Annotated in this window: 17 protein-coding genes and 3 pseudogenes; 14 read left to right on the top strand and 6 right to left on the bottom strand. The window is 61.1% G+C overall.

Features of this window, described 5'->3' with window-relative positions:
* Positions 1-85 precede the first annotated feature (85 nt).
* The 8 genes and pseudogenes from M6D32_RS07235 (at position 86) to serA (ending at position 7,570) form a co-directional block, all read left to right on the top strand.
* Positions 86-1,342, top strand: a complete 1,257-nt coding sequence (locus M6D32_RS07235) for an MFS transporter (RefSeq protein ID WP_298254815.1) — start codon at positions 86-88, stop codon at positions 1,340-1,342.
* Positions 1,343-1,561: 219 nt separating this feature from the next.
* Positions 1,562-2,407 carry an outer membrane beta-barrel protein gene (locus tag M6D32_RS07240; RefSeq protein WP_298254817.1) on the top strand — a complete coding sequence of 282 codons (846 nt, stop codon included), beginning with the start codon at positions 1,562-1,564 and terminating at the stop codon, positions 2,405-2,407.
* A 189-nt stretch (positions 2,408-2,596) separates the two neighbouring features.
* Positions 2,597-3,409, top strand: coding sequence for an outer membrane beta-barrel protein (locus tag M6D32_RS07245; protein ID WP_298254818.1), 813 nt, complete (start codon positions 2,597-2,599; stop codon positions 3,407-3,409).
* 84 nt (positions 3,410-3,493) lie between these two features.
* Positions 3,494-3,892 (top strand): annotated as a pseudogene (locus M6D32_RS07250) (glutathione S-transferase N-terminal domain-containing protein); the annotation flags it as partial.
* Between the two features lie 170 nt (positions 3,893-4,062).
* Positions 4,063-4,251 (top strand): annotated as a pseudogene (locus M6D32_RS07255) (glutathione binding-like protein); the annotation flags it as partial.
* Between the two features lie 194 nt (positions 4,252-4,445).
* Positions 4,446-4,649 (top strand): hypothetical protein, encoded by a 204-nt coding sequence (locus M6D32_RS07260; protein ID WP_298254821.1) that lies wholly within the window; start codon positions 4,446-4,448, stop codon positions 4,647-4,649.
* A gap of 66 nt (positions 4,650-4,715) precedes the next feature.
* On the top strand, positions 4,716-5,888 hold the full coding sequence (locus M6D32_RS07265) for a phosphoserine transaminase (RefSeq protein WP_298254823.1): 1,173 nt from the start codon (positions 4,716-4,718) through the stop codon (positions 5,886-5,888).
* Positions 5,889-5,980: 92 nt separating this feature from the next.
* Entirely contained in the window at positions 5,981-7,570 is a 1,590-nt protein-coding gene (gene serA, locus M6D32_RS07270) for a phosphoglycerate dehydrogenase (RefSeq protein ID WP_298254825.1), read from the top strand.
* A 39-nt stretch (positions 7,571-7,609) separates the two neighbouring features.
* Here serA and M6D32_RS07275 read toward each other — a convergent pair whose 3' ends face one another.
* Complete coding sequence (locus tag M6D32_RS07275) at positions 7,610-8,704, bottom strand: AraC family transcriptional regulator (RefSeq protein ID WP_298254827.1); 1,095 nt, start codon at positions 8,702-8,704, stop codon at positions 7,610-7,612.
* A gap of 239 nt (positions 8,705-8,943) precedes the next feature.
* Between M6D32_RS07275 and M6D32_RS07280 the strand changes: the two genes are divergently transcribed.
* Together M6D32_RS07280 and M6D32_RS07285 are read left to right on the top strand one after the other, a co-directional pair.
* Positions 8,944-9,150 carry a hypothetical protein gene (locus M6D32_RS07280; protein ID WP_298254829.1) on the top strand — a complete coding sequence of 69 codons (207 nt, stop codon included), beginning with the start codon at positions 8,944-8,946 and terminating at the stop codon, positions 9,148-9,150.
* A 4-nt stretch (positions 9,151-9,154) separates the two neighbouring features.
* Complete coding sequence (locus tag M6D32_RS07285) at positions 9,155-9,790, top strand: response regulator (RefSeq protein WP_298254831.1); 636 nt, start codon at positions 9,155-9,157, stop codon at positions 9,788-9,790.
* 37 nt (positions 9,791-9,827) lie between these two features.
* Here the strand turns inward: M6D32_RS07285 and M6D32_RS07290 are convergent.
* Both M6D32_RS07290 and M6D32_RS07295 read right to left on the bottom strand, forming a co-directional pair.
* Positions 9,828-9,935: pseudogene (locus M6D32_RS07290) on the bottom strand (EamA/RhaT family transporter); the annotation flags it as partial.
* Between the two features lie 4 nt (positions 9,936-9,939).
* A complete protein-coding gene (locus tag M6D32_RS07295; RefSeq protein WP_298254833.1) occupies positions 9,940-10,887 on the bottom strand; it encodes a DMT family transporter in 948 nt (315 codons plus the stop codon).
* 766 nt (positions 10,888-11,653) lie between these two features.
* Here M6D32_RS07295 and M6D32_RS07300 point away from each other — a divergent pair.
* The 4 genes from M6D32_RS07300 (at position 11,654) to M6D32_RS07315 (ending at position 15,832) form a co-directional block, all read left to right on the top strand.
* Complete coding sequence (locus tag M6D32_RS07300) at positions 11,654-12,943, top strand: adenylosuccinate synthase (protein ID WP_298254835.1); 1,290 nt, start codon at positions 11,654-11,656, stop codon at positions 12,941-12,943.
* A gap of 46 nt (positions 12,944-12,989) precedes the next feature.
* On the top strand, positions 12,990-14,546 hold the full coding sequence (locus M6D32_RS07305; RefSeq protein WP_298254837.1) for a hypothetical protein: 1,557 nt from the start codon (positions 12,990-12,992) through the stop codon (positions 14,544-14,546).
* A 105-nt stretch (positions 14,547-14,651) separates the two neighbouring features.
* The gene (locus M6D32_RS07310) at positions 14,652-15,068 is read left to right on the top strand and encodes a DUF5413 family protein (protein WP_298254838.1); all 417 of its coding nucleotides are present in this window, start codon (positions 14,652-14,654) and stop codon (positions 15,066-15,068) included.
* 230 nt (positions 15,069-15,298) lie between these two features.
* Positions 15,299-15,832 (top strand): DUF4112 domain-containing protein, encoded by a 534-nt coding sequence (locus tag M6D32_RS07315; RefSeq protein WP_298254840.1) that lies wholly within the window; start codon positions 15,299-15,301, stop codon positions 15,830-15,832.
* 82 nt (positions 15,833-15,914) lie between these two features.
* On the opposite strand, the gene M6D32_RS07320 is transcribed toward M6D32_RS07315, so the two are convergent.
* The 3 genes from M6D32_RS07320 to msrB form a co-directional block, all read right to left on the bottom strand.
* The gene (locus M6D32_RS07320; RefSeq protein ID WP_298254842.1) at positions 15,915-16,208 is read right to left on the bottom strand and encodes a hypothetical protein; all 294 of its coding nucleotides are present in this window, start codon (positions 16,206-16,208) and stop codon (positions 15,915-15,917) included.
* Between the two features lie 223 nt (positions 16,209-16,431).
* Positions 16,432-16,596, bottom strand: a complete 165-nt coding sequence (locus M6D32_RS07325) for a DUF3309 family protein (protein WP_298254843.1) — start codon at positions 16,594-16,596, stop codon at positions 16,432-16,434.
* 195 nt (positions 16,597-16,791) lie between these two features.
* Positions 16,792-17,202, bottom strand: a complete 411-nt coding sequence (gene msrB, locus M6D32_RS07330; protein ID WP_298254844.1) for a peptide-methionine (R)-S-oxide reductase MsrB — start codon at positions 17,200-17,202, stop codon at positions 16,792-16,794.
* Positions 17,203-17,367: the final 165 nt, after the last annotated feature.

Below are 17,367 nucleotides of genomic sequence, written 5' to 3' on the forward strand. Positions count from 1 at the left end.
GCATCGCTGCCATTTTCTATTGGCGGTGGTCGCAAGACCGCCATCGGCATAGGTAGGGCGCATTGCATTTGCCCGGAATGATCCGTTGAACAAGCCTGTTGTCGTTTCCGAGAAAACCCAGACCGAGCCGGTCATCGTCGACGGCGCTTCGCCTGCACTGACGGCGAGCGCCGCCGGCCCCGCTTACACTGTCCTTGCCGGCATCAGCTTCTCGCACTTCCTCAACGACACCATGCAGTCGCTGATCGCATCGGTGTATCCGATCCTGAAGGACAGCTATGCGCTCGACTTCGCGCAGATCGGAATGATCACGCTGGCGTTCCAGTTCACGGCCTCGCTGCTGCAGCCGCTGGTCGGGCATTTCACCGACAAGAAGGCGCAGCCGTTTTCGCTGTCGATCGGCATGTCCTCGACCTTCTTCGGTCTCTTGCTGCTCAGCGTCGCCCATCAGTATGTCGTGATCCTGGCCGCGGCGGCGCTGATCGGTCTCGGCTCTGCGGTGTTTCATCCCGAGTCGGCGCGGATTGCGCGGCTGGCCTCGGGTGGCCGCTATGGCTTTGCACAATCGGTGTTTCAGCTCGGCGGCAGTTTCGGCACCTCGATGGGGCCGGTGCTGGCGGCGTTGATTGTCGTTCCGTTCGGCCAGCCCTCGATCGCCTGGTTCTCTTCGATCGCGTTTCTTGCCATCGTCGTGCTGTGGAAGATCGGTCAGTGGTACCAGCCGCAGATCATCAAAGCCAGGAAGACCGCCGCGTTCGCTTCGCATCCCGATACGCCGTCACAACGACGCGTGTTGATCGCGCTCGCGGTGCTGGTGGTTCTCCTGATATCGAAGCAGCTCTACGTCTCGAGCCTGTCGAGCTACTACATTTTCTATCTGATGGAGCGTTTCGGCGTTTCGACACAGGCCGCGCAGCTTTATCTTTTCATCTTCCTGGCTGCGAATGCGGTCGGCGCTTTCTTCGGCGGTCCGCTCGGCGATCGCTTCGGCCGCAAGATCGTGATCTGGTTCTCGATCGTCGGCGCGCTGCCGTTCACGCTGGCGCTGCCTTACGCTGGATTGGCGGGGAGTGCGGTGCTGACGGTCTTCATCGGTCTCATCATTTCCTCGACCACGTCGTCGATCATCGTGTTTGCGCAGGAGTTGGTGCCGCACCGGTTCGGCATGATCTCAGGCGTGTTCTTCGGTGTGGCGTTCGGCATCGGCGGCCTGGGCGCGGCGCTGCTCGGCAGGCTGGCCGACCACACCAGCATCGCCTTCGTCTATCAGGTCTGCGCGTTCCTGCCGGCGATCGGATTGCTCGCAGTGTTTCTGCCGAAGATGCAACAAGGGCCGCGGTAGCATTTACTACACGCGGTTCGCCGCGCGCACATTCATACATCATTAGCGATTGTGACGGCCCTCGCCAATTTTGGGCGAGGGAAAATCTTCAGCTATTCTGTTGGAGAAATATCAACCTTAAAAATTAGGGTTAAGCGGCGTTTAAGCATTTGGTGCCATCGTCCCGGCGTGAGTTTTGATGTGGGGCTGTCTGCCTCACGGGCCAAAAGGACGAAGGTTATGCGTGGTGTAAAATTTTTCGTTATCGCCGGAGCGGCATCCTTGTTGTCGTCGATGGCATCCGCCGCCGACATGGCGATCGCGCCTCCGCCGATGCCTTATGCGCCCCCGATCGCCGATTTCGGCGGTTGGTATCTGCGCGGCGATATTGGATTCAGCAACCAGAGCGTCAGCAGCATCCGCAACACCAATGCCGCGCTCTATTCCGGATTGAACTCGTTCCAGGAAACGACCGGCTTCGACACCGGCGGGATCTATCAGATCGGTGCGGGCTATCAGTTCAATCACTGGTTCCGCGCCGACATCACCGGCGAATATCGCGGCAGCGCCAATTTCCATGGGCTCGATCTGATCAGCTTCCCGAACGGCGGCACCACCGGTTTCGGTTCTGACGTTTACACCGCCAGAAAGTCCGAATGGCTATTCCTGGCCAACGCCTATGCTGACCTCGGCACGTGGTGGTGCATCACACCTTACGTTGGCGCCGGCATCGGCACTGCGCGGGTGCAGATCTCGAACTTCCTCGATCAAGGTGTGGGTTCGCTCGCCGGTGGCGGTGTCGGCCCGAGCCTGGTTTCGGCTCAGACCGGGTCGCAGTGGAATTTTGCGTGGGCGTTGCACGCCGGTCTCGCCTACCAGGTCACTCCGGATATGGCGATCGAACTGGGCTACAGCTACGTCAATCTCGGCAACGGCACCACCGGCGTCGACCGCGCGTTCGACGGTTCGGCAGGCGGCCATGTGTTCCAGTTCCACGACATCACCTCGCAGGACGTGAAGCTCGGCGTGCGCTGGGATCTCTGGAGCCCGCCTGCCTATGCGCCGCCCCTGATCACCAAGGGCTGATCGAGCGAGCCCGATCTTAACTTCTCTTAACGGCGCGTGACGTTTCCCGCGCCGTTTTGTTTTGCGCAAATGAAAAGCAGGTCCCGCTTTTCGGACAAGATCGTGCACTGGAACGGCGCGCGATAACGATTGATTAGGGTTAACGGGCGATGATCAGGCCATGTTCTGAAGCGTGGATGGGAGTGATCGATGCGTAGGGTCCTGTTGGCGGCGGCGATGGTCGCGATGTCGGTGAGCGCGCAAGCCGCCGATATGCCCGATTTCCTTCGCGGCTCTGTCGGTGACTACAATCCGGTCACCAATTGGCAGGGCTTCTACTTCGGCGGCCAGGGCGCTTACGGAACCTCTACCGAGAACTTCAACGGTTCGACCAACAGTATGCTGGAAGCCTTGATTTCGAACCTGGTTGTGTCGGAGACGGGGATAGGGCAGTCCAATCTCCAACTCGGCAAAGTATCGTCGCACACGTCGGGATACGGCGCATTTGCCGGATATAACTGGCAATGGGACGATGTCGTTGTCGGCCTTGAAATGTCTTATCTGCACGGAAATCTGGGTGGGAGGGCTACAGCGTCGGAAGCCTTCACCACCTCGACCACGCTTTCGGACGGTCTCTTTCACTCCGTTTCTGCCACCTCTGCTTCGCAAATCGCCGTCAGCGATATGGCTACATTCCGCGGGCGCGCCGGCTACGCCTTCGGTTGCTTCCTCCCTTACATGTTCGGAGGGTTAGCGCTCGGCAACGCCAGCATCACCCAATCGGTAACCGTCAAGGACGCCGCCAGCACGAGCATTCTTGGACCGTTCACTCCGTTCCAGCCGCTGACGTCCACCAAGGGCACCGCCGACCATCTGATCTACGGTTACACGGCGGGTCTTGGCATGGATATCAAGCTGGTCGGCGGCTTGTTCATGCGCGCCGAATGGGAATACGCGCGCTTCGTCGATCAGGTCGACACCAGCGTCAACACCGTGCGTCTCGGCCTCGGCTACAAGTTCTGACCGGCGTGCCTGACGCACCGGTCGTTATTGACATCATCGACCGCGCCTGTTGCTCTGTCATTTCCTCGTCAGGGGCGGCAGCCGATGAAAGTCTACGGCGACACCAAATCGGGCAACTGTCTGAAGGTGAAGTGGGTGTGCGACCATCTCGCGCTGCCCTACACCTGGATTGCGATCGACATTCTCAGGCAAGAAACGCGCTCGGCAAGGTTTCTTGAACTGAACAGGGCAGGGCAGGTGCCGGTGGTCGAATTCGACGACGGCCGTACGCTGGCGCAATCCAACGCCATCATTCGCTACCTGGCCCGCGGCAGCGGTCTTATTCCAGCGGACCCGTTTGCCGCAGCCAAAATGGACGAATGGCTGTTCTGGGAACAATATAGCCATGAGCCCGCGATTGCCGTTTGTCGTTTTCAGATGATCTATCTGGGCCGGCCGGCTTCCGATCTGGATCCTGACAAGGTCAGGCGTGGCTATGCGGCATAGTGGAGTGGATTTGACATTCGCTGCTCATCTGGCCGCGAATTCGTCAAGCGAATGTCAAATCCAAAACTCCACTAAAAGCTTTTGTTTGCTAGTGGTCCTTTGATCCTAACATTCGCAAAAGTGCCCGCTCAGAAGGGATGCGAATGTTGGAATCGGACCACTAGCCGAGGATGGAGCAACAGCTCACGGAAACGCGATTTCTGGTCGGCGAGGCGCTTTCGCTCGCCGATGTTGCACTGCTCGCCTATACGCGTCTAGCGCATGAAGGCGGTTTTCGCCTCGATGACTATGCGTCGTTGCGCCGTTGGATTGGTGACTCTGAAAAATTCCTTGGACTATCTCCGGCACGCTGCTGAGCGTGCCTCAATCGCGCCGCTCTTGCCCCAGTTTTGCCCGCAGCATGAAGCTGCCGTTGCGAATGTTGCAGAACGCGTTTCGTCGTTCGATCTTCTTAACGCTCGATAAACTAATCCGGCCATCGGGATTTTTGCTTGGGAACGATCCGTGGCAATGGGCGTCTGTCCGGCGCACGTAAACTTGGGGACGTCAAATGAAGAGCTATTCGATTGTCCGGATCGGCGACGACTATGTTGTGCAGGCGGAGGAAAAAAGCGTTCTGAAGGTCGCGAGCCGGCGTCGCGCGGCGCAGCTTGTGAGCGATGCGGCCGAACTCCTTAATGCTCAGCCAGAGCCTGGGGGTGACGTAGAGTCTCCGGCGATCGCGCCGGACGAGGTTCTTGACGGTTCAGCATGATTCCCCTATTCACGATAGCGGGACACCTCCCCCCAACGGGAGGCTTGCTATCTGGAAGGGTAGATCATGACTGTAGCGAAGCCCGCTTCGCGGCCTCTCGTGCCGCATTTTTCTTCCGGCCCCTGCGCCAAGCGCCCCGGCTGGACCCCGCAAAATCTCAAGGACGCAGCTCTCGGTCGCTCGCATCGTGCGAAGATCGGCAAGGAAAAGCTGAAACGTGCGATCGATCTGACGCGCGAAGTGCTTGAAGTCCCCGCCGATTACCGGATCGGCATCGTTCCGGCGTCCGATACCGGTGCGGTCGAAATGGCGCTGTGGTCGCTGCTCGGCGCGCGCCCTGTCACGACCTTGTCGTGGGAATCGTTCGGCGAAGGCTGGACCAGCGACATCGTCAATCAATTGAAGCTCAAGGACGTGACCAAGCTCGCCGCACCCTACGGCGACATTCCCGATCTCTCCAAGGTCAACCCGGCATCCGATGTCGTCTTCACCTGGAATGGAACGACCTCGGGCGTGCGCGTTCCCAATGCCGACTGGATCAGCGCCAAACGCGAGGGCCTTGCGATCTGCGACGCCACCTCGGCGGCCTACGCGCAACCGCTCGATTGGTCCAAGCTCGACGTCGTGACCTTCTCCTGGCAGAAGGCGCTCGGAGGCGAGGCAGGCCACGGCATGCTCGTGCTTAGCCCACGCGCGGTCGAGCGGCTCGAGACCTACAAGCCGGCCTGGCCGCTGCCAAAGATCTTCCGCATGACCAAGGGCGGCAAGCTCAACGAAGGCATCTTCGTCGGCGAGACTATCAACACGCCGTCGATGCTGTGCGTCGAGGATTATCTCGATGCCTTGAACTGGGCCAAGTCGGTCGGCGGTCTGAAGGCGCTGATGGAGCGCGCCGACAAGAACCTCAAGGTGCTGGCGGACTGGCAGGCCAAGACGTCCTGGATCGATTTTCTCGCCAGTACGCCTTCGATCCGGTCCAACACGTCGGTGTGCATGAAGATCACCGATTCCGCGGTCGCATCGCTTACTTCCGATACGCAGATCGACTTCATCAAGAAGATGGTCGGTCTCGTCGAGAAGGAAGGCGCCGGTTTCGACTTTGCCGGTCACCGCGATGCACCGGCAGGCTTGCGCATCTGGTGCGGCGCGACAATCGAGGCGAGCGACGTGGCGTTGCTAACCCAGTGGATCGATTGGGCTTTTGCCGAGACCAAGGCGCAACTGCCGAAGGCGGCGTAGCCTCTTCGTTTAACCCTCTCCCCTTGTGGAACCCGCAAGGGGAGAGGGTTTCAGCAGCAGACCATCGAATTCTGCTTTCAGGAATCACCACCATGACAAAACCCAAAGTGCTCATTTCCGACGCGCTGTCGCCGGCCGCGGTGCAGATCTTCAGGGATCGCGGCATCGACGTCGATTTCCAGCCCAACCTCGGCAAGGACAAGGAAAAGCTCGCAGCGATCATCGGCGACTTTGACGGCCTTGCCATTCGCTCGGCTACCAAGGCGACCGCAAAGATCATCGAGAAGGCTTCAAAGCTGAAGGTGATCGGGCGTGCCGGCATCGGCGTCGACAATGTCGAGATACCTGCGGCGACCGCCAAGGGCATCATCGTGATGAATACGCCGTTCGGCAATTCGATCACGACTGCCGAACATGCCATCACGCTGATGCTGGCGCTCGCGCGCGAAATTCCCCAGGCCGATGCTTCGACGCAAGCCGGCAAGTGGGAAAAGAATCGCTTCATGGGCGTGGAGATCACCGGCAAGACGCTGGGCGTGGTCGGCTGCGGCAACATCGGCTCGATCGTCGCCGATCGCGCCATCGGCCTGCGCATGAAGGTGATTGCGTTCGATCCCTTCCTGTCGCCCGAGCGCGCCAGGGACATCGGCGTCGAGAAGATCGAACTCGAGGAATTGCTCAAGCGCGCCGATTTCATCACGCTGCATACGCCGCTGACCGACAAAACGCGCAACATCATAGATGCGGCGGCGCTGGCGAAGACGAAAAAGGGCGTGCGCATCATCAATTGCGCGCGTGGTGGTCTTGTCGACGAGCAAGCGCTGGTGGATGCGCTTGACTCGAGGCAGGTCGCGGGCGCGGCCTTCGACGTCTTTGTCGAGGAGCCGGCGACGTCCAATGTCCTGTTCGGCCATCCCAACGTGATCTGCACGCCGCATCTCGGCGCCGCCACCACTGAGGCGCAGGAGAATGTCGCGCTCCAGGTCGCCGAGCAGATGTCCGACTATCTGTTGCACGGCGCGATCTCGAACGCGATCAACTTCCCCTCGATCACGGCGGAAGAAGCCCCCAGGCTCAGGCCTTTCATCGAATTGGCCGAAAAGCTCGGCTCGTTCGCCGGCCAGCTCACCGAGACCGGCATCGCCAAGGTGCAGATCACCTATGAGGGACACGTCGGCGAGATGAAGATCAAGGCGCTGACATCGGCCGTGCTCGCCGGCCTGCTGCGCCCGATGCTCGGCACGGTCAATGTCGTCTCGGCGCCGGTCATCGCCAAGGAGCGCGGTATCGCGGTCGATGAAGTCGTCCGTACCGCGCAGAGCGACTACGAAAGCCTGATCACGGTCACGGTGATAACCGAGCGGCAGGAGCGCTCGGTGTCGGGCACGGTCTATGCCGACGGCAAGCCGCGTCTGGTCGGCATCAAGGGCATTCGCGTCGACGCCGAATTCGGCAAGTCGATGATTTACATCACTAACGAGGACAAGCCGGGCTTCATCGGTCATTTTGCCGGCCTGCTCGGCGACGCCAAGATCAACATCGCAACCTTCCATCTCGGCCGTACCAGGGCGGGTGGGGATGCGATTGCGCTGGTCGAGGTCGACGGCATCGTGCCGGACGACGTGCTGGCGAAGGTGCAAGCCTTGCCACAGGTGAAGCAGGCCAAGGCGCTGGCGTTTTAGAGCGCCGACATCCCCCAGGAGCGTGCCCCGTGAAGGATATCAACGCTCCAGCTTTTTCGATCGCCGGTAAGCCTGCGAAACTTGTCCAGGCTTCCTGGCCGGTCGGCTCCTGCCGATCGCGGCACGGGACGCCTCGACGCTCAATGCCGTGGGCCGGACGCCCTTGCGCCATTGTGTGATGCTGCATCCGAAATGCCCTCGAAACCAGCGCGCCATCGCGCTTTGCGCCGAGAAGCCGAGTAATTCGGCGATCTCGGCCAGCGGCCGGTTGCCGTCTTCGATCAACCGCATCACGAGCTTTGCGCGCTGCTCGTTCAGAATGGCGGAAAAGCTGATGCCACAGTCGAGAAGACGCCGATGGACGGTGCGCCGATCGCACGCAAGATGTTCGGCAACGCGTTCGATCGTGCATCGGCCGCCGGGCAGCAGTGAGCGGACCAATTCGCCGACCTTGCCGTCCCAGCTTTCGGGCCGCACCGTGATTGCTTCGACCCTGCTCAGCAAATAGCGCGCCATCGTCGGATTTGCCGATTTGATAGGGTAGTCCAGGTCGCTCGCGGCCAACCGGATCGCGTCGATCTCTGCATTGAACGCAACGTGGCAGCCGAAGAACTGCTGGTGGTGTCGGCGATGGCGCGGCGGCGAATGCATGAAGCAGACCTCGACGGGCCGCCAGTCGCCGCTGAAGAGCAAGCGGATGATGGTGTGCACTCTCCCGAGCGCCAATTCCGTTGATTGTCGGGTGGCGCCACGCAGCAGGAAGCCGATCGTGACGATCTCATCCCCATGGTCGAATTCCAGACGCATCGCCTCGTCTTGGATATGAATAAAGCGCGCCAGCGCTTCGAGCGCCGCCCGAACGGTAGCCTGCTCGCGAACGACGAGCCCGACCGGGCCAAGCGTCGCGAAGCTGCCCCGTCCCGCCAATCGTAGCGCAAAATCCTCGACGCCGGATTCGGCGGCGGAAACCTCGAGCAGACGCCGGACGCTGCTGACCGCAACGCGCATGTTCTGGTCGTCCAGGCACGCAAGCGGAAGCCTGACCTTCCGCAACATCTTCGTCGGCTCAAGCCCGACCGAGCGCGCCGTCTCGGCGTAATGCATCAGCGTGGCGCTGCGGATCAGGTCGGTCATTTCCGGCTATCCGGGGGCGGATGTCCCGAAGTGTAAAATAAATGTCCCGATCGGTCAAACGTACCGAGGCGTTTCGACGTATATCGGCGCCTGAACAGCAGACGTTGTCCCGCGCATAGCGCTGGGCCGAAGTTATGCGTTGTTGTTCATTTTTCCGTCACTGCCGACGCCATCATTTCAATTCAACCCGTCCGCATGCCTTAGCCGGCCTGCGGCTTGAACTCGTTTTGGAAATTGTCATGTCCGTTTCAGATATTTTGTTGGAATGCTCGAGGGAGTGTGCGCGCCTTTCGCGCGACTGCCACGACGAGAAGATAGCTCTGACGTTGTTCCAGATGTCGACGCGTTTGCTCGCCGCCGCCGCCCGCGACGCCGAGCTGATCGTAGAGGAGGCTCACGCCACGCCGCCGCCGGACCTGCACTTCGGCTTTGTTGACGAGGATTAAGTCCGTGCAGGACCGTTCGAACTCAAGAGGCCAGATTTTCGTCGTGGACGACGATGCGTCCACGCGCCAGTCGCTCTCCTCGGCTCTGGAGCCGGAAGGCTATGAGGTGATCTGCTTCGCAGACGGCGCCGCTCTGCTGTCGTCGGCGAGAGAGTGTATCCCCGCCTGTATCTTCATTGAGGTGCGACTGCCCGAGAAGTCCGGAATCGATGTTCTCAAACAGCTTCGCGCGGAAGATTATCCGGCGCCGATCTTCGTCACTTCCGGTCAGGGCGATATTCCGATGGCCGTCGACGCCATCAGGAACGGCGCATCGGATTTCATCGAAAAGCCCGTTACCGGCGACGAGATTGTCGGCCGCGTCAGGGCCGTTGTCGAGCCCTCCCCAGGCGCGGGCAACGGCAGCGATTTCTTCAAGAAATCTTCACTTCGCCTTCCCGGTCGTGATCCGCTGACCCGCCGTGAGCGGGATGTGTTGATGCATCTTGTTGACGGGGCTTCCAACAAGGAAATCGCACGACGGCTCAATATCGGCTCGCGCACGGTCGAAAGCCATCGCGCCAGCATCCTGCGAAAAGCCGGCGTGAGGAGAGCGGCCGAACTGGTTCGCCTCGTCCTTCGCGAGCGGCATAATCTCTGAGTCGGTAGCGCGACCGAAATTGCCGTACCCTGCGGGTTCATCTGGCCGCCGACGTCTTGCGTGAGGCGATGACGACGCCGGCAAATACCATGACGTATCCGGCGAGGTGGAACGGCCGCGGCTTTTCTCCCAGCAGCGGGATCGCCGCACTAGCCCGGTCTTGCCGATGCGTTTCTCGACGCCACGAACACGCCCGTCAGCACCAGCGCAAAGCCGATGAAATGGAAGAGCCGCGGCGTTTCGCCGAGAAAGACGATCGCCATCACCGATCCGAATGCCGGCACGACGTGAAAGAACGGCGCGGCGCGATTGGCGCCGATCAGGTGCACGCCTCTGTTGTAGCAGAGATAGGCGACGGTCGAAGGAAAGAGCGCGACATAGGCGACGGACAAAAGATTGCTTGCGTTCAGTTCCATGACCGGACGCCATAGCAACTCCGCGATCAGCGCCGGGACGAGAACGGCCGAACCGCATCCGAACGTAAAGGCGACGAACGACAGATCGTGGATCGGCGGCCGCCGCGACGACATCACCGTGTAAAGTCCGAAGATCACAAGTGCGACCGTGAAGATGAGGTCGCCCTTGTTGAAGTCGATCGCGGCGATCGCCGTCAGGTCGCCGTGCAGCAGGATCACCAGCACGCCGGTCAGCGATACCAGTACGCCGATCGCCTGCGCGAGCGTCAGCCGAACCCCGAGCAGGACCAGCGACCAGGCCGCCACGAAGAGGGGTCCCGCCGATTGCAGAAGCAGGGTGTTGAGCGCGGTGGTGTGTTCCAGCGACCAGTATTGCAGGCTGGTGAAGACGGAAATTCCGGTGAACGAGATGAAAACCATGGTGCCGAGGCTGGCGCGGATCGCGTTCCAGTCGCGCTTCAGATGCTTCCACGCCATGGGCAGGATGATCAGAAAGGCGAGCGACCAGCGCAGGAACGCCAGCGTCACCGGCGGGATGTGGCCTGCGGCGAGCCGGCCGACAATGGCATTGCCGGCCCAGCACAAGGCGGTGATCGAGAGCAGAACGTAAGGCTGGTTGACGAGCCAACTCGCGCGCAGTGTCCCGGTCCTGACATTCGTATGGTGTGAAGGAGAGTGCATTTACGAATGTCAGAACCGAAGGGACACTGGCAAATATCGTATTCTGGTGTGGTTTTGGATGCGACATTCGCTTGGCGGACTCGCGGCAAATGCTGAAGCGAATGTCAAATCCACCACACTATGCATGACGTCGGAAATCGGGTCGGAGGCGGTCATGCGGCTTTGGGCCTAGCTAGTGGTCCGATTCTAACATTTGCATCCGGGTCTGGCTGGCACTTTTGCAAATGTTAGAATCAAAGGACCACTAGCAAATATGGGTTTCTAGTGGAGTTTTGGATTTGACATTCGCATTAGGCATTCCGGGCGACAGAGTGGCGAATGCCAAATCCATTCCACTAGCAAGCAGGGTCACGGTGCCGCGGCCCGGCCGATATGCCCGGCCGGAGAATTCGTGCCCGGCAATGTCACAGACACGGATTTTGGGCGCGCTTCAATGGCGGCTAGTGCATCGCGACCATGCGCGCGTGCCAGCGAAAGGGCCGCCCTGGCGGACGCATTCGGGGCGCTCGTCTGGCGGAATGGTGGCCACCGGCGGGCGGGGTCGGATTTTTGGGGGATATCAAGGGGTTGATGGGCTCTCCAAGCGGGTCTGGGCCGCCTTCTTGCTTGCGTCGGTAGCCCTCATCCTTTATCGGGTGGTATGCCTCGCATGGGACCGGCCCCGGCATGCCCTGAATGGCGATGATAGCGATCCACAGGGCTGAAACCGGCTTTTTCGAACAGATCACGCTTGAACTTTAGAGAGTTGCAGAGGGAATAGCTGCGGATGGGGAATGTTGTCGTCGTCGGCGCCCAATGGGGCGACGAAGGGAAAGGCAAGATCGTCGACTGGTTGTCGGAGCAGGCCGATATCGTCGTGCGTTTTCAGGGCGGCCATAATGCCGGCCACACGCTGGTCATCAATGGCGAGACCTACAAGCTCGCGCTCTTGCCCTCCGGTGTGCTGAGGCCCTCGAAGCTTTCGGTGGTGGGTAACGGCGTGGTGTTCGATCCGCAGGCGTTTCTCGACGAAGTGACCAAGCTGAAGGGGCAGGGCGTTGCCGTCGGCCCGGAAAACCTGCGCATCGCTGAAAACGTCACGCTGATCCTGCCGCTGCACCGTGAGCTCGATGCGTTCAGGGAATCTTCGAATTCGGCGAGCATCGGCACCACGCGGCGTGGCATCGGGCCGGCCTACGAGGACAAGGTCGGCCGGCGCGCGATTCGCCTGATGGACCTCGCCGATCTCGGTACCCTGCCGCACAAGATCGACCGCCTGCTGGCGCATCACAACGCGCTGCGCCGCGGGCTCAATCTCAAGGAGATCGATGGCAAGGATATCCTGCGTGAGCTGGCGGCGTTCGCGCCGCAACTCCTGCCTTATGCCGAAACCGTGTGGCGGCTGCTCGATATCAAGCGGCGGGAAGGCAAGCGCATGCTGTTCGAGGGCGCGCAGGGCGCGCTGCTCGACGTCGATCACGGCACCTATCCTTACGTCACCTCCTCCAACACGGTCGCGGCCCAGGCCGCTACCGGCACCGGTCTCGGTCCCGGCGCGGTCGGCTACGTGCTTGGAATCTGCAAGGCCTACACGACCCGGGTCGGCCAGGGTCCTTTCCCGACCGAACTGAATAACGAGATCGGTGATGAGATCGGCCGCCGCGGCCGGGAGTTCGGCGTCAACACGGGGCGCAAGCGCCGCTGCGGCTGGTTCGATGCCGCATTGGTGCGTCAGACCGTGCGTACCTGCGGCATCCATGGTCTGGCGTTGACCAAGCTCGATATTCTCGACGGTTTTGAAACCATCCAGGTTTGCACGGGGTATCTGCTGGACGGCAAGGAGATCGACCATTTACCGGCTGGTGAGGGCGCCCAGGCCCGGGTTAAGCCGGTGTATGAGACCATCGAGGGCTGGAAGGAACCCACCGCCGGCGCGCGCTCCTGGGCCGATTTGCCGGCGCAGGCGATCAAATACGTTCGTCGTGTGGAAGAATTGGTGGGTTGTCCGATCGCCCTGCTTTCCACAAGTCCGGAACGCGAAGATACTATCCTGGTACAGAATCCGTTCGAGGCTTAACGACCTTAATGAGATATCACCGCAGAGCGTGCACTGTTGAGTCGAAATGGCTGATTACTACCCGCTGATCGCCCGCGCCATCGCCGGACTGGACCCCAGCGCTCCCGGCGAAAGCCGTCGTGCGCTCTATGAGCGTGCGCGCGCAGCGTTGATCGCGCAGCTTCGCAGCGTCGAGCCGCCACTCAGTGAGTCCGAAATCACGCGCGAGCGGTTGTCGCTGGAAGAAGCGGTGCGGAAGGTGGAATCGGAAGCCGCCCAGCGGGCACGCGATGCCGCACGCCCGGCCGATCCGACGCGCAACGGTCCGCGGGCTTCCGGCGCCTTGCGCGCCAATGCCCGCCCTGCCGCGCGGCCGTCGGAGAACGCGGCCGCTGCCGCACAGCCGCAGCAGGCGCCGCGGTCACGGCAGCCGGCGCCGCCGCCCCTGCCGCGCAACGATCGGCCGCCGCCTGGTCAGGACCGTCAGCCGCAGGTGTCCATGCAGGATTCGCCGTTGCCGCCGGGGCGCGAGCGGCCGGCCACGCCGCGCCGCGGTCCAGAGGGCAACAATGGCGCCGAGCCGTCCGGTATGCGCGGATTTCGCGACATCACGGCCGATGCCGACGATCTCGGCCGCGCCGCGGCCCAGGCGAGCCGCGCGGCGCGCAAGACCTACGCCAACGTGCCTTCGCCATCGCCTGAATTCGACCGGCTCGAGCCGAGCATGGAGGATCGCGGCTTCGATGGCGAGGCACCTTATTCCTACGATGAGTCGATCGCGGAAGCGGAACGCTACGGCGCGCCGCAGCCTGCGTCGCCGCGCCCGCGCTTGCCGCCGGACCGCGGCCGCGAGCCGAAGCGGAGCACCGTATTTCCGCTCAAGATCGCGTTTGCGGCCGGCATCTTCCTGGTCCTTGTTGGGGCAATCCTGTCGGGCAAGTCGCTCCTCTCGACCGTCAGCGGATTGTTCAAGTCATCGCAGACCGTGGTCGAAGCTCCCAAGGATCCGGGCGCTGCACCCACGACGAAGCCGAAGATTCCGGATCGTGTCGGACAGCCGTCGTCGAGCGATCAAGTGGCCCCCGTGGCCCAGCGGGTTGTTCTTTACGACGAGGATCCTTCCGATCCCAAAGGCAAGCAGTATGTCGGCTCCGTGATCTGGCGGACCGAGCCAATCAAGGCCTCGGGTAGCCAGAAGGCCGACCTCGCGGTGCGTGCCGACATCGAGATCCCCGATCGCAAGTTCAAGATGACGATGTCGTTCCGCCGCAACACCGATCCGTCGTTGCCGGCGAGCCATACCGCCGAACTGACCTTCGTGCTGCCGCCGGATTTCTCGGGCGGCGGCGTCAGCAATGTGCCGGGCATCCTGATGAAATCCAACGAGCAGGCGCGCGGAACGCCGCTTGCCGGCCTCGCCGTCAAGGTCACCGACGGCTTCTTCCTGGTCGGCCTGTCGAACGTCGATGCGGATCGCTCGCGTAACCTGCAACTCTTGAAGGAACGCTCCTGGTTCGACGTGCCGCTGGTTTACACCAACCAGCGCCGCGCCATCATCGCGATCGAGAAGGGCGCTCCCGGCGAGCGCGCCTTCAACGATGCCTTCGCTGCCTGGGGCGAATAGCGGAGCTCGTGCGGCCGATTTGACATTCGCCAGCCGCTTGATTCTAACATTCGCAAAAATGCCGGCTCGCGAATGGAAGCGGATGTTGGGATCGGATCACGGGCGATGAAGCGATATGTGATTTTTGCGGTGTTGGTGCCGTTGCTCGGCGGGTTTCTGCTTCTTCTGGCAACCACCGTGATGTCGGGTTACTGGAGCCATCCCCCGAGCCTGTCGGAAGCCGGCAAGCTGTTCACGGTGTTTCTGAAGACGTTGCAGTATTCCTATCTTTTCGGCCTTCTGCCAGCGCTGATGCTCGGGGCCGTGGACGATATCGTGTTTCACGTCAAACGAATTGGCCCGCTCTCGCGCCTCGTGATCGTCGGCTTGATTGCTTTTGCCGCGGCCGAGTTGCTCTACGGATCGCGCGGACAGGACAGCGGAACGTTGCAATTCGTGCTTTACGGTCTGGTCGGCTTCGTTCCCGGCGCGGTATCGTCCGGCGTTGCCAATACCGTGGCCAATCGGCAGGTCACGGCGTGAACGTGGCGAGGCGCATTGCCAAAATGTCACTTGCGCCGATAGCCGGCATAACCATCTGACCAGTACCGGTCATTTGAAGTTCCTGCACCACAAGCGGCAAATTCCGTCCAGGAACTTCAAAAGGGGGAACGGCACTGGAATCAAAAAGATGGCTAGTGCCCCCGACTTTCCGAAGTTCGCGAAAGTGGGTGCTGAGGCGTAGGACGAACTCCGGAAAGCGGGCACTAGCCATGGCAAACGAAGAGATCATTTCTCCGGGCGATGCCCGTTTCAGCACCTCCTCGCGAGGGCCGTTCCGCACGCGGCTGCAGGGCCCCGTGATCGATCAGGAAGGCCGCGAAATTCCGGACGGCCGGCTGCGCGGTGTTCGGTTATTTCAGTTCGATTTCGGTCATTCGGGCGCCAATCCCTTCGGTGATCTCACCCGCGAGCAGCGACTGGCGCGCTTCGAGATGCTGGCGAAGCTGCTCGATGTCGCCTTCATTCTCCCGGGCACCAATATTCGCTATGGCGTCGACGGCATCGTCAGATTGATCCCGGTGGTCGGCGATCTCCTGGCGACCGCATTCTCGCTCTGGCTGGTGCGCGAGGCGCGCGCCCTGGGCGCGCCGTGGTACGTCACCGCGCGAATGCTCGGCAACGTCGCGGTCGATGGCGTGGTCGGAATAGTGCCCTTTGCGGGCGATGCATTTGATGTGCTGTTTCGCGCCAATATGCGCAACGTGCGCCTGCTCAGGCGCTGGCTCGAAAAACAGCCGCGCTAATCAAAACAGCCGCGTTAATCACGGCTGCTGATCGTCAATCACGCTGCAGAACCTTGCAGCGACAATCCAGTGCGAGATGGGATCAGGCAGCCTTGTCATCCGCCTTGGCGGCGGGAGCGGCCGGCTGGGGCGCGCGCGGGCGGCGCGGCAGGGGGAAGTCCTTGCTTTCATAGAGCGAGCGAATGCCCATCTGGTCGAAGCGAGCCTCGTCGACCTGAAGATAAGCGCCGTTCAGCGAGTCCGCCGGCAATTCCTCGATCGCAAAACGAACCGCTTCAGCCGCCGTGCCAAATCGCCGATAGGCGAAGCCCGCCCGCTTTTTCTTGCGGATGGCGGCTGGAAATAGTTCGGCAGCAGTGTTGAAGCTGAAAGCCATGATCGGGGACCTCTGTTCTTTTTAGTGAGAACGCGATCGAAATCGCGAACAGATCGCACGGGCGCAAAAATCAGGCGGCGCCGGTGCACGTCATTTCCTTGTGGACAGACCTTAATATAAGCCTCTCCACAGGAATTGCGACTCCCGTCGGGCTGAATGATGAATCCGTCACCCGCAGGAGTAGTTCATAAAAAAGCCGTTTAATTTCAGTTGCTTATATGACTTACAGCTTGCCGAGTAGTAGCAGGACGAGCAATACAACCAAAACCACCCCGCCGAGCCCCATTCCGGAGTGGCCGTAGCCGTAACCATAGCCGCCGATCCGGCCGCTCCAGCCGCCCAGGAGATAAATGATCACGAGAATGATGAGGATCGTTCCAAGCGTCATGGCGCTCCTCCCACTGGCTACGCGCCCGGCCCGATGAATTCCGCCAGGCTGCCAGTAGAAAACAGCATATTGGCCTCGCTGGTTCCGGCAGCGGAACCCGAAATTGCATGGGCAGCGCTCCTCACGGCGACGAAAAACCCGCGCGACCGGGTCGTGGGCGCGGGGCACGAAAAGCGCTCGAAGCAAGGTGAGGAATTATTTCGGCTGGAGTTTCAACGCCGCCGAATTGATGCAATAGCGCAGTCCGTTTGGCGCGGGGCCATCCTCGAAGACATGGCCGAGATGGCCGTTGCAGCGCGAGCAAAGCACCTCCGTGCGGATCATGCCGTGGCTGACGTCGCGTTCCTCGTCGACATGGCTTTCGGCCGATGGCTGGGTGAAGCTCGGCCAGCCACAGCCGGAGTCGAACTTGGCGTCGGACTCAAACAGCGTCTGACCGCATCCGGCGCAGATATAAGTGCCCTGCCGCTTCTCATGTTCGTATTCGCCTGAGAAAGGCCGTTCGGTCGCCTTCTCGCGCAGCACCGCATACTGCATCGGCGTCAGGTCCTTGCGCCATTCGGCTTCGCTCTTTTCGACCTTCGGCGTCGTCTTGGCGTCAGACATGAAACCTCCCGTGCAATATCACCCGACTAGTGCGGTGAATTTGAAGTTCCTATCAGTTTCGCGGCAACCTCGTCATAGGAACTTCAAATTCTAAACCGCACTAGAATCATATAATTGGCTAGTGCTCCTTTGATTCCGAAGTTCGTAAACGTGGAGCCGCAATAT

Origin of the sequence: Bradyrhizobium sp. (assembly GCF_027307225.1) — a bacterium.
GTDB lineage: Bacteria > Pseudomonadota > Alphaproteobacteria > Rhizobiales > Xanthobacteraceae > Bradyrhizobium.